At 71.2% G+C, this 12,192-nt stretch carries 8 protein-coding genes and 1 pseudogene; 4 read left to right on the plus strand and 5 right to left on the minus strand.

Translation table 11 applies throughout. The features are described 5' to 3' along the window. Positions 1-302: 302 nt before the first annotated feature. Together ABZ374_RS39515 and ABZ374_RS39520 are read left to right on the plus strand one after the other, a co-directional pair. Positions 303-635 (plus strand): hypothetical protein, encoded by a 333-nt coding sequence (locus ABZ374_RS39515; protein WP_360321300.1) that lies wholly within the window; start codon positions 303-305, stop codon positions 633-635. Between the two features lie 61 nt (positions 636-696). After that, positions 697-1,542 (plus strand): isocitrate lyase/PEP mutase family protein, encoded by an 846-nt coding sequence (locus ABZ374_RS39520; protein WP_360321303.1) that lies wholly within the window; start codon positions 697-699, stop codon positions 1,540-1,542. Between the two features lie 19 nt (positions 1,543-1,561). On the opposite strand, the gene ABZ374_RS39525 is transcribed toward ABZ374_RS39520, so the two are convergent. From ABZ374_RS39525 to ABZ374_RS39535, 3 genes and pseudogenes are all read right to left on the minus strand, one after another. Further along, positions 1,562-2,845, minus strand: a complete 1,284-nt coding sequence (locus ABZ374_RS39525) for a DUF3533 domain-containing protein (protein WP_360321306.1) — start codon at positions 2,843-2,845, stop codon at positions 1,562-1,564. Between the two features lie 677 nt (positions 2,846-3,522). Then, positions 3,523-5,373, minus strand: a pseudogene (locus ABZ374_RS39530) (M4 family metallopeptidase); the annotation flags it as partial. 312 nt (positions 5,374-5,685) lie between these two features. After that, entirely contained in the window at positions 5,686-7,338 is a 1,653-nt protein-coding gene (locus tag ABZ374_RS39535) for a CocE/NonD family hydrolase (RefSeq protein WP_360321309.1), read from the minus strand. A 231-nt stretch (positions 7,339-7,569) separates the two neighbouring features. Between ABZ374_RS39535 and ABZ374_RS39540 the strand changes: the two genes are divergently transcribed. Next, positions 7,570-9,030 carry a carboxylesterase family protein gene (locus tag ABZ374_RS39540; protein ID WP_360321312.1) on the plus strand — a complete coding sequence of 487 codons (1,461 nt, stop codon included), beginning with the start codon at positions 7,570-7,572 and terminating at the stop codon, positions 9,028-9,030. 69 nt (positions 9,031-9,099) lie between these two features. Here the strand turns inward: ABZ374_RS39540 and ABZ374_RS39545 are convergent, their stop codons facing one another. Then, complete coding sequence (locus ABZ374_RS39545) at positions 9,100-10,143, minus strand: P1 family peptidase (protein ID WP_360321315.1); 1,044 nt, start codon at positions 10,141-10,143, stop codon at positions 9,100-9,102. A 267-nt stretch (positions 10,144-10,410) separates the two neighbouring features. Between ABZ374_RS39545 and ABZ374_RS39550 the strand changes: the two genes are divergently transcribed. Then, a complete protein-coding gene (locus tag ABZ374_RS39550; RefSeq protein WP_360321318.1) occupies positions 10,411-11,142 on the plus strand; it encodes a spermidine synthase in 732 nt (243 codons plus the stop codon). Positions 11,143-11,265: 123 nt separating this feature from the next. Here the strand turns inward: ABZ374_RS39550 and ABZ374_RS39555 are convergent, their stop codons facing one another. Continuing rightward, complete coding sequence (locus tag ABZ374_RS39555) at positions 11,266-12,168, minus strand: serine hydrolase (RefSeq protein WP_360321321.1); 903 nt, start codon at positions 12,166-12,168, stop codon at positions 11,266-11,268. Between the last annotated feature and the right edge of the window lie 24 nt (positions 12,169-12,192).

Consider the following 12,192-nt stretch of genomic DNA (forward strand, 5'->3'; position numbering starts at 1 on the left):
GCCCGGTCGATCAGCCGATCGACCGGGCGCCGTCGGCCCACGGAGCGGACGCAGGCATCCGCATCATGAGACGCGTTGGACGACGCGGAGCGGGTGTGCGAGGTTCGACCCCATGCGACGTCGGATGATTATTACCGGCAGCGTGCCGACACCGGGCTGACCAGGACGACCACTTCCCTGCGGCCCACCGTCCGCACGCAGACCTCTCGCGCTTCGCGAGGGGTCTTTCTGTTTTCCGGACCTCCTTCCGATCCGCACGAGCACTCGATCCCCTCGATCCCACCTCGACAGGAGCCCGATCCATGGTTGACGACGGCACCCAGGTCCTCGAAGTCACCCGGTCCGCGGACGTCGCCCCACCGCCGGGCGACCCCGGCCCCGTCGCCCTGCCCGGCGACGAGGACGCCGGCCACGCGCGCCTGGTGGCCCGGATGCGACACGGCCGCGGCGTGCTCGCCCGGGTCGCCTCCACGTTGAACAACCACGGCGTGCGCCGACTCAGCTACGTCTCCACCGAGTTCGGTGCGGCCACCGTCGAGGTCACCGTGAGTGCCCGGGACGCGGCCCGGGTCGAGGCGAGGCTGCGCCGGATGGTCGAGACGCTGGAGGTCACCCGGGCGGTTGGCAGAGATTGACATGAATCACCCGAGATCTCCATACTGCGGCTGTAGTCGATTGACTACACATGGAGAACTCGTGCTCTACGGAAGCGCCTTGCGGGACGATCTGGCCCGCGCGGAGACCACACCCCTCGTCGGCATTCACGACATGTACTCCGCGTCGCTCGCGGCGCGACATTTCGACGGCTTCTTCGTCTCCGGTTTCGGCTTCGCCGCCTCCTATTACGGGCTGCCCGACATCGGCTTCATCGCCTGGCCGGACATGGTGGCGTTCGTCGAACGCCTGCGACTCGCCTTCCCCCGGCAGCACCTCCTGGTCGACATCGACGACGGCTACGGCGACCCGGAGGTGGCCTGCCACGTGGTGCAACGGCTGGCCCGGGCCGGGGCGTCGGGGGTGATCCTGGAGGACCAGATGCGGCCCCGGCGCTGCGGCCACGCCGACGGCAAGCTGGTGCTTCCGCTGAGCGAATACCTGGACAAGCTGGCGCAGGTGCTGGACAGCCGGGGCGACCTGGTCGTGGTCGCCCGCACCGACGCCACCGAGCCGGACGACATCCTGCGCCGGGCGAAGGCACTCGCCAAGACGGACGCCGACCTGGTCCTGGTGGACGGCGTGCGCAGCGTCGAGTGGATCCGCCGGATCCGGACGGCGGTCGGCGACAAGCCGCTGCTGTTCAATCAGATCGCGGGCGGCAAGTCGCCGCGCCTGACTCTGACCGAACTGGCCGAACTGGGCGTGGACGCGGCGATCTACAGCACGCCCTGCCTGTTCGCCGCGCACACCGCCATCGACACCGCGCTGACCGAACTGATCCGTGCCGACGGCCGATTGCCCGCGGCCGACGGTCCGGACGCGGTCGGCGTCCGGACCGCGACGGCGCTGCTGGAGCGCAACATCAGCCGCCACCACCCGTCCTGACCGCCGCCGGCCCGCACGACTATTCGCTCTTCGGCGCGATCCGGTGCAGTTGCCTGCGGTCGTAGTAGGTGGTCATCGCGAAGCCGAAGGCGAGACCGGCCGCGGCGCCGAAGGCGATGCCCAGCCAGGCCCGGGTCAACCCGGCGTCGGCGCGCGCGTCGAAGTACAGGATCGCGCGCACGCCGTCGCTGAGTTGGCGCATCGGTTCGAACACGGCCAACACCCGGTAGAAGTGCGGCAACGCCTCCAGTGGGATGGTCGCGCCGGAGGACGGCAGGGCCAGCACGATGAAGACGAACATGCTGACCAACTGGCCGATCCCGCCGAAGGCCGCGTTGATCGCCTGCACGCCCAGCCCGACCGCGGTGGTCGCGCAGACCGAGAACACCCACAGCAGCGGCAGATGGGTCGCGTCCATGTCCAGGATGCCGATCGTGGCAATCATGATCAGGGTGGTGGTGAGCATCGACAACACCGCGGACATCGCGCTCTTGACCGCGAGTTGATGGGTGCGGGTGATGTGCACCAGCGGCCGTTCGGTACGCCACGGGCCGATCTCGCTCGCCACATAGCCGAGCGCGACGTCGACCCCGTTGCCGATGACGTTGCCGCCCAGGAAGCCGGCCAGCACCAGGAGCAGCGTGTAGTAGAAGGCGGTCAGGCCCAGTCCGCTGTGTGGGCCGATCGGGTGACCCACCGCGACGGCGACCGCGATCGGGTCGGCGAGCAGCAGTCGGGACGCGGTGGTGGCCTGCCCCGGCCCGCTCGGCGGCACGGCGGTGAGCGCCGCACCCAACTGCAACGAGGCCGCGTGCAGGGCCTGTTGGGCGATGCCGGTGGCCAGTGACGAGGCCAGGCTGCCCGCCCCGGGGTTGGTCAGCACGGTGACCGTGGGGCGGGTCGGCGCGGCCGGCGCGGGCGCTCCCAGCGCGGCCACCGACGCGGTGAAGCCCGCCGGCACCACGATCGCGCCGTACAGCTTGCCCGAGCCCATTTGTTGTCGGGCCGAGTCCTCGTCCATGATCCGCCAGGAGACCGCGTGATCCGGGTCGGGCGCGGCGGCGATGCCTTTGGTGATCCGGGCGCCGAGGTTCTCCGTCCCGGCCGGCGCGCCCTGGTCGGCGTCGACCAGGCCGATCGGCAGGCGATGCAGATCCGTGCGCGGGTTGAGGATGCCGCCCATGTAGAGCATGGACAACAGGAAGGCCAGTACCCCGACGATGACCGAGGGCATCACCCAGATCCGCGGATTGCGCAGCACCCGAGACGCGCCGACCCAGGGGGTGGACTGGTTCGAGGCCATCACTCTCCAGAGGGGCCGAGGGCGGACCGGCCACCCGCGCGCAGGCACGGCGACGGGCGGGCCGCCGTGGGCGAGATGGTCGCCCGGTCCGGGTCGGACCAAACCCCGGCTGCGCGGGACGGGCGAACGCCCGTATCGGGCCCGGGAGCGCTGCGCCGCCGGAACGGCGAAAAGCCTCGCTCCCGGCGTGGGGCGCCGGAAGCGAGGCCGTCATCGGTCGCGCGTGATCAGGAGATGCTCACGTCGTCCACGAGGAACGTGGTGGTCAGCGAGGAGTCCTCGGCACCCGCGAAGGTGAGGGTGACCGTCTGGCCCGCATAGGCGCTCAGGTTCACCGTGCGTTGCACGTAGGCACCGGTGGCGCCGACGTTGGAATAGGTGGCCAGGGTGGTGGAGCCGATCTTGATCTTCAGAGTGTCGTAGACCGTGCTGCCGGTCTCCTTGGTGGTGGTCTTGATCCACACCTTCAGGCTCGGCGAACCGGCCGGGATCGTGATGTTGGACTGGCTCACGGTCTCGGTCGCGGTGGACCCGTAGCCCATCATCCACGCGTACCAGGAGCCGCCGTGCGCGGAGCCCGGGTTGCTGTTGGTGATGTCGTTGGCGCTTTGCGTCCAGTTCGCGGTGCCCTGTTCGAAGTCGCCGTTGCGGATCGAGTTGCCCGGCGGCGCGTTGCCGACGGTCAGCGTGTACTGCGCGGTGTGCGTGGCGGAGGGACCGGTACCGGTCACGGTGATCACGTACGTACCGTTCGCCGCGTTCGCGGCGGCCGTCGCGGTCAGGGTGGCGGAGGCGCCGGACTGGACGGAGTTCGGGACCACGCTCACCGAGACGTCGGCGGGCTGACCGGTGGCGGTCAGCGCGACGGTCTGTGCCACGCCCGAGGTGATGGTGGTACCGACCGTGGCCGAGACCGAGTTGCCGGCGAGCACGGAACCCGAGTTCGGGGTGACGGCCATCGAGAAGTCGTTCTGCCCGGGGCCACCGGTGCACGTCGGGTCATTGGGCTGCGCGGGCACGCTGATCGCGTCCCAGGCGGCCTTGGTCTTGTTGAACAGCGCGCAGGTCGCGTCGAGGGTCTTGGCCGAGTTCAGCGTGGCGGTGCGGTACTTCTTGTAGGTCATGCCGCTGGTCTTGAGCAGCATGCCGCCGTAGAAGACCTTGCCGGCCTGCTGGATGCCGACCCCGGTGAGGGTGGTGTTGTTGCAGGTCGGGCTGGTGGGCTTGCCGCCGCCCGGGCTGGTGCCCTCGGCGAGCAGGTAGAACCAGTGGTTCAGCGGGCCGGCCGCAGCGTGCTCCTCCGTGTTCGGGATGGAGGAGCTGTAGCAGTCGGGGTCGCCGTTGGTGGAGGGCTTGTACATGTAGCGGATCGGGCCTTGGCCGACCAGGTTGACGGCTTCGCCGACGGTGTAGTCGGGGACGTCGTACGGCGAGGGCTCGTTCGTGTAAGCCTCGGTCAGCGCACCCATGATGTCGCCGGTGGACTCGCCCAGACCCGGCTCGGTGCCCGCGCCGCCGGGGGTGAACTGGTCGATGCCGTGCCCGAATTCGTGGCCCACGACGTCCATCGAACCGATCCACTGGTTCGCCTGGTTGTGCCCGATGGAAACGGACGAGCCGTCCCAGTAGGCGTTGACGTCGTTGAGGCCGACCTTGACCGGCCAGCTCCCGCCGGTACCGTTGTGCCCGTTGCGACCCAACCAGTCGCGGAGCATGTTCCATTCCTTCTGCGCCGCCCACATGACGTCGGCGCAGCCGGTCTCCTTGCTGGACGCCTGGCCGTTGCCCCACGAGTCGCTCGACTTGGAGAAGACCGTGCCGTTGGCGTAGTCGGCGCAGGTCAGGCCGGGACGGTTCGGGTCGCGCAGGGAGTACGTGCCGTTGTTGTTGGTCGTGTCGATGGTCAGCGGACCGGGCCCGTTCCACTGGCTGTTCGCGCTGCCGGCCTTGACGTCGTCGACGGTGTCGAGCACCGTGCCCGTGCTCGCATCGACGAAGACGTGCAGCCTGCTGGGCGCGGTCGCGGTACGACCGGCCAGGACGGTTTCCCAGGCCAGGTTGCTCTGCCCGTCCTTGACCCGGACGACCAGGCGGTGCGACTCGACCTTGTCGACCGAGGCGAGCCTGGTCCTGGAGGTGGCTTCCGCCGCCGCCGCGTCGATTCGCGCGGTGGTGTTCGCCGCGATCCGGGTGCCGGTGGCGGATTGGGTCGCGCGGACGCGGCCCTGGCCGTCGGCGAGCACCACGGCGTCGCCGCCGACCACCGGGATGCCCCGGTAGGTGCGCTCGTAGGCGACCGAGTAGAGGCCGTTGACCCAGGGGGTCACCGCTTGGCGCTGATACTGCTCGTCGGGACCCTTGGCGAGAGAGTCCAGACCACTGGCCGCGGCCCGGTCGGCGGCGGAGACCGCCAGGGACTGCGAGCCGGGGGGAGGCGGGTCGGCGGAGGCCGACTGAGCGGTCGAGGCGACCGTCAGCCCGGCGAGTACGGCCAGAACAGTCCCGGCCGTCACCGTTTTTCGATTCATCGAGGCTCCTTGAGTGGAAGGTAGACCTCGACCACGAATCCGGCCTTCGCCGTGCGTGTCCGCAAGGAGAGCGAACCGCCGCCGAGTATGGCCGCCGGGTTCGTGCCCGATCGGCAAACGCTCACACGGTGGGACGGCCCCGTTCAATGCGCCGTCGAGCGGTCGGCAAAATCTGTCAAATGCCTTCTTCCGCACCAGAGTTGCCCAGGACGGAGAATGACGGCCGGGAGTCGGTCGACGGGGCCGCCCGGCGCCCGGCGCGCCTTCGGAGAGGCACGTCGGGCATCGGGCGGTCGGTGCGATCGGCCCGGATCAGCCCAACGGGAGATCCAGATGATGCGGGTCCGATTCGGTGGGGGCGATGGTGATGGTGCTGCCCTCGACGGTGGCGGCACCGTAGAACGGGTCGATGGTGTCGACCACCAACATCACCCGGTGGCCGGCCGGCACGTTGTAACCGGTGGCCTGGAGTTCGATGTCCACCGTGACCGATTCGCCGGCCTCACCGAGGAGCCGGGTGAACGGCGCGTGCGTGATGATGTGGCCCAGGCCGCGCGGACCGACCGCGAACAGGTAGGCCACCAACGTCGATTCCGGCGCGTCGACGGTGTAGGTCAGGTGCAGCCGGGGGATGCCGCGCAGCGGTGTGACGACGGGCAGCGGCGCGGTGACCCACACGCCCGCGTTCGCCCGGTCGATCTTGCCGGTGCGGTAGACCCTGGGCAGACCGGCCAGTTCGGCGAATCCGGAGAAGATGATCGCGTCCGCGACGGTGGCCCGGGTGTCGGTGCCGGCCCGGAAGGTGACGTCACCGTCGCCGCTCGGCTTGTCGGTGAGCGTGCCGTCGCCGCCGTTCTGCGGCGCGGACAGGTAGAGGCGTTCGGTGCGTCCGGTGACCGCGCCCCAGGTGGACCGTTCCTCGATGGGGCCGTGCCACATGATCTCGGAGACGACCTCGCCCTCGGTGTCGATGTCGTTGTCGACCCCCTTGAGATGGTGGTCGAACCACCGATGGGCGTCCTCCCAGATCCGGTTCGGCAACCCGACGATGCCGGTCGCCTCGGGGCCCGAGTGATCGCCGATGGACATCAACAGCCGCTTGGGACCGGTCAGTCGGTTGAACGTCTCCAACATCTGATTGCTCGGGAACAGCGTCTCGTGCCACGCGTTCGCGAACAGCACCGCCACGTCGTTGTCGTTGATCTGCTCGATGTAGGTGATCGGTGAGCGCGGGACGGCCCAGGCCAACGTGTCCGGCACGTTCTCGTTGTTCAACACGTCGGCGAATACCTGCTGGGTCTTCTCGCTGAGCCTGGCCTTGGCCGCGGCCTTCAACAACGCGGCGACCGAGGCGACATGGCGGGTGTCGTTCTCGTAGAACGCCTTGCCCAGGTCGCCCCACGTGCTGAGCGCGGCGACCGCCTTCACCCTGGGTTCGTGGGCGGCGACCAACTGGCTGATCCCGGAGCCGTAGGAGTCGCCGAGGAAGCCGACCGAGGTCGGCTCGGTGCCGATCTGCTCGATCGCGAAGTCCAGCGCCGCGATGCCGTCCTCGATGTCCGGGGTGCCGGCCACCTCGACGTGGCCACCGGATCCGGCGAAGCCGCGGGCGGTGTAGGCCAGGACGTCGTATCCCTTGAGGGCGAACCGGATCGCCTGTGCCACGTAGACGAGCCAGCCCGCGTCCGTCCACGGCGAGGGCATCACCACCACCGGCCGGGCCTCGCCGTCGCGGTGCGCCCAGAGCGCGCCGTCCAGCGACACCTTCGTGCTCCCGCCCTCCGGCGGACGGGGAACGGTGACCCGGCGGAAGTCGACCCGGGACCGAAGCTGCTCGATCTCGGCCGCCCGCGCGGGCGCGAGATGACTGGTGTCCCCGGTCTCCAGGGCCTCGGCGATTCGCGCCAAGGCCGCCTCGTCCAGTTCCGGATAGAGGGTGGTCGGTTGCGGTTCCTGAGAACTCACGTCGGTCCTTTCCCACTTCGTCGGATCGAGCGCACGACGTCGACGACACACCATGATCGCAGTGCGTGCCGACTTCAGGACACACTGTCATTTCATGGTGCTCCGCGATGGGAGTATGGGAGGAAAATCCGAAGTGGGAAACAGCCGTTCCGGTGCGCCGGCCCCTTTCGCTACCCTCGGCCGACCTGTCGGAATCGACGAGCGGGGCGGCCCGCGGATCGGATGGCCAAGATGAGCGTTCCCCCGGAAGTCGAGACAAAGCGGTCGACCGTGTCGATCTCCGCCGGACGGGTGCGCGGCACCGCCTCGGACGGCATCCACCGCTTCCTCGGCATCCCGTACGCCGCCGCGCCGGTGGGGCCGAGACGGTTCGACCGGCCGGTGCCGCACCCGGGTTGGTCCGGTGTGCGGGACGCCGATTCGATGGGGCCGACCGCGCCGCAGGCGCCGTATCGGGGCGGCCTGGAATCGCTGCTGCCGACGGTGACGGTCGAGGGCGACGAGGTGCTCAACCTGAACATCTGGGCGCCCGCCGACGCGACCGGTCTGCCGGTCATGGTGTGGGTGCACGGCGGTTCGCTCGCACACGGCGCGAACGCGCTGCCCGGATACGACGGCAGCACCTTCGCCCGCGACGGCGTGGTGTTCGTGGCGCCGAACTACCGTCTGGCGTCCGAGGGTTTCTCGCTGCTGGCGGGTGCGCCGCGCAATCTCGGACTGGCCGACGTGCTCGCCGCGCTGCGCTGGGTGCGGGCCGAGATCGCGGCCTTCGGCGGGGATCCGGAACGGGTCACCGTGTTCGGCGAGTCCGCCGGATCGATCCTGCTCGGTGCGCTGATCGCGCATCCCGAGGCCGAGTCGTTGTGCACCCGGGCCATTCTGCAGAGCGGCATGCCCGGCGCCGTCCCGCCCGCGCGGGCCGGGCGGATCACCCGCCTGGTGGCCAAGCGGCTGGGCCGGGCGGCCACCCGGGAGGCGTTCGCGGACGTGCCCGCGGCCGAACTGGTCGCCGCCGAGCAGGCGGTCACCGCCGGCGGCAACCCGATGACCGGCGGCCCGGGCTTTGCCTTGGCCGTCGGCGAGGACCCGGTGCCGGTCGAGCCGTTCGCCGCGCTACTGGCCGGCGCCGGTTCCGGGATCGGGCTGTTGATCGGCTCGAACGCCGAGGAATACCGGTTGTGGTTCGTGCCCACGGGCCTGTTGCACCGGGTCGGGCCACTGTTGTTCGCGGGCGCCCGGCTGAAGTTCCGGATCGGGCGCCGGATCCTGGCCGTGTATCGGGCCGAGCGGCCGGGCGCCTCGCGCGGCGAACTGCTGGGCACGCTGGCCGGCGACCTGCTGCTCCGGCTGCCGATCAACCGGCTCGCGGATGCCCGGCTGGCGCGCGAGGCACCCACCCATGTCTACGAGTTCGGCTGGCGCAGTCCGGCCCGCGACCTCGGCGCCGCACACGCGATGGAACTCCCGTTCGTGTTCGACGGCCTCGACCTGCCCGACTGGCGGGCGCTTACCGGAGACGCGCCGCCGCAGCGGTTGGCCGACGAGATGCACGCGGCGTGGGTGCGGTTCGCCAAGACCGGCGACCCGGGCTGGGAACCGTGGGACGTCCGGCGCCCGGTCCGGGTGTTCGACGCGCCCGAATCGAGCACGGTGCTCGCCCCGCGCGAGGTCGAGCGGGCGGTCTGGCCCTGAGCGGTGCGGCACGTCCGGCCGGGTGGACGGCGACTCACCCGGCCGGGCCCGAGCCGGCGCGCCGCCGGCTCAGCCGAGGGCTCGGCGGACGGCCGCGTGCGGCAGCGCGTACGCCCGCTGCCCGGCCGGGGCGTGCACCGTCTCGGCGGCCAACAGGGCGTCCAGGACCGCCTCTTCGACGGCGTCCATGGTCGCCGCGAACACCGTGTCGAGCAGCGCCGAGGGCAGCGGCTCCATCGCGCGCGGCGGCGCGGTGGAGAAGGCCACCGCGCAGTCGCCGCTGCCGTGCGCGAACGCCGCGCCGACCCGGGCCAGGGCGAACACGCCGCGGCCGGCGATCCGGGTCGACTCGCGGGTGGAACAGGGCAGATCGGTGGCCACCACGATCACGCACGAACCCCGCCCGCGCACCGGCCCGGCGGTCGGCAGGCCCAGCGAGACGGGCCGCACCGACTGGCCGCCCAGGCGCAGTTCGCCGGACATGTTGGCCTGGACCAGGACGCCGACGGTCGCCTCGCCGGTGTCCGTCGGCACCCGGCGCGACGCGGTGCCGATGCCGCCCTTGTAGCCCAGCGCGCACGCGCCGGTGCCACCACCCACGTTGCCCTGCGGCACCGCCCCGGTCGAGGCGGTGTCCAGCGCGGCGTGCACGTGCGTGGCGGTCAGCGCCCGTGGTCGCGCCCGGGACAACCAGGTGTCGTCGATCTCGCCGACCACCGGGTCGACCGAGGCCGGCGGCGGGTCGGCCCGGGCCGGCCGCCAGGTCAGCAGGGCGTCCGCGGCCCGGCAGGTGGACTGCGTGGAGGTCAACAACAACGGCGTGCCCAGTCGGCCGAGTTCGACCAGTGGGCCGGCTCCGACCAACCCCGCGTGGCCGTTGCCGACGAACAGCCCCGCGCGCAACGGGCCGTGGGTGTACAGCGCGTCGGGCACGATCGCGGTCACCCCCGAGTACAGCCCCGCCGCGGCGTCGCGCAGCGTGGTGTGGCCCACCCGAACGCCCGCCACGTCGGTGATCGCGTTCCACGTCCCGGGGCGCAGTCCACCCGGTGCGTGGCCGTAGTCGCGGATCCGCGGCCGCGGCCCCGGGCGATCGATCGCGAGTGCGGTCATGGTCGGGCTCCAGGGGTCGGTTCCGCCGGCATTCGCATGACGTCACTGTGCGCCGCCGCCGCGACGGGTCGCACCGTCGCCGCCGACGAAAGATCGGCCCCGACTCCGTGGCCCCCGCCAAGCCGGCCACACGGTGCGTGGCGGGCGCCGACGTGCCTCGCGTCCCGCGTCCGGCGTCCCGTGTTCCGGCGCCGTGCGGTCCGCGCTCTATAGGCTGACCACCCACTGGCGCCGGAGAGCGGCACCGACACGGTTGAGGGTGCACGGATGAGCGCGCGTTTCGAGGAACTCGACTGGCGGCCGACGCCGATGGGCGAGATCAGCCTGCGCCGCAGGCGGGATCCGGCCACCGGCGAGGACGTGTACGAGGTCAAGCTCGGCGACGAGTTCCTGATGTCCAGCCTGTTCACCGCGGGCGAGATCGCGCTGACCCGACTCGGCCTGGCCGCACTGCCCGAGGGCGAACTCGACGTCGTGGTGGGCGGGCTCGGGCTCGGTTACACCGCCAAGGCGGCACTGGACGACCCGCGCCTGCGCAGCCTGATCGTGGTCGACGCGCTCGGCGAGGTGATCGACTGGCATCGGCGCGGCCTGGTGCCGTTGGGCCTCGCACTGGCGGACGATCCCCGGTGCCGGTTGAGCCAGGGCGACTTCTTCGCACTGGCGGGCGATCCCCGGGGGTTCGATCCGCAGGAGCCGGGTCGCCGCTTCCACGCGATCCTGCTGGATGTCGACCACTCGCCGCGGCACGTGCTGCACCCCAGCCACGCCGCCCTGTACCGGCCCGCCGGACTGCGCGCACTGGCCGATCGGCTGCATCCGGACGGGATCTTCGCGTTGTGGTCGAACGACCCGCCGGACGCGGAGTTCGGCGAGGTGCTCGGCCAGGTGTTCACGGACCCGGTCGCGCACGTGGTCGACTTCGACAATCCGCTCCAGGGCGGTACGTCGACCAACACCGTCTATGTGGCGCGAAAGGCGGGAGACCCCGCGTCCTGACCCGGCGGGACGGCGAGCCGGGCCGGGACGCGGGGGTCCCGGGCGTGTTCCCGAGCCCCCTCCGGAACACGCGCGGATGCCGTACCCGGCGACAGGGCACGGGTCGCCGGATACGGCATCGGGTCAGCCGCGCAGGTGGTCGATCGCGGTGCGCGCGGCCAGGCCGATCGCCGCGTCGGCACGCGGGAGCCGGAAGCCCATCGACTCCGAGCGCAGGAACACGCCGACGGCGTAGCGCTTGCCGTCCGGGTATTCCACGACACCGGCCTCGTTGCGCACGCCCCACAGGGTGCCGGTCTTGCCGGACACCCGGATCTCGTCCCCGAACGCGGAGGAGAGCCGGTGCGGCCAGATCTGTCGGCCCATGATCTCGCGCACCTCGGCGCACGCCTCGACCGGACCGGCCTCGTCCCGCCAGATCGCGGCGAGCAGTTTGGTGATCTCGCGCGGGGTGGTCGAGGCGGTGCGCTCGGGGTCGCGCACGCGCAGCCCGCGGCACTGGTCGGGGGTGAGCGCGGCCATCTTCTCCTGGGCGTCCGCGGCCGTCGGGTCGATGCCCAGATCGAGCATCACGGAGGCGAAGAGTTCCTTGCACCCGGTGACCGAGGTGTCCCGGCAGCCCAGCTCGTCCAGGGTGGCGCGCACGTTCTCCCGGCCGACCAGCCGCAACATCACGTCGGTGGCCGCGTTGTCGCTCATCGTCATCATCATGTGGGTGAGGTCGCGCGCGCTCATCTCCACGTCGTGCCGGCAACCGTCGGTGCCGATGCCGTCGCCCTCGCGGTCGGCGTCGGTGACCAGGTGGCGGCCGGCCCGATCGAGGCGGCCGTCGGCGGCCTGGCGGGCGTACTCCAGGGCGATCGGGATCTTGAAGACCGAGGCCAGCACGACCGGCGCGTCGCCTTGGTACTCGACCTCGCCGTCCCCGTCCAGTTCGCGTACGTGCAGATAGCCGTCCACGTCGGCGGCGTCGAAGACGGCCCGGATGCTCTTCGCCGGCTCGGCCGGCGCTTGCTCGCTGCTCATGTGCGCTCCGTGAATCGTCGGCCG

The sequence above is a fragment of the Embleya sp. NPDC005971 genome, from assembly GCF_040629175.1.
Taxonomy (GTDB): Bacteria; Actinomycetota; Actinomycetes; order Streptomycetales; family Streptomycetaceae; genus Embleya.

Coding starts and splice junctions, on each gene's coding strand:
- ABZ374_RS39515 (WP_360321300.1), top strand. CDS start 303: ATGGTTGACGACGGCACCCAGGTCCTCGAAGTCACCCGGTCCGCGGAC.
- ABZ374_RS39525 (WP_360321306.1), bottom strand. CDS start 2,845: ATGGCCTCGAACCAGTCCACCCCCTGGGTCGGCGCGTCTCGGGTGCTG.
- ABZ374_RS39540 (WP_360321312.1), top strand. CDS start 7,570: ATGAGCGTTCCCCCGGAAGTCGAGACAAAGCGGTCGACCGTGTCGATC.
- ABZ374_RS39545 (WP_360321315.1), bottom strand. CDS start 10,143: ATGACCGCACTCGCGATCGATCGCCCGGGGCCGCGGCCGCGGATCCGC.
- ABZ374_RS39550 (WP_360321318.1), top strand. CDS start 10,411: ATGAGCGCGCGTTTCGAGGAACTCGACTGGCGGCCGACGCCGATGGGC.
- ABZ374_RS39555 (WP_360321321.1), bottom strand. CDS start 12,168: ATGAGCAGCGAGCAAGCGCCGGCCGAGCCGGCGAAGAGCATCCGGGCC.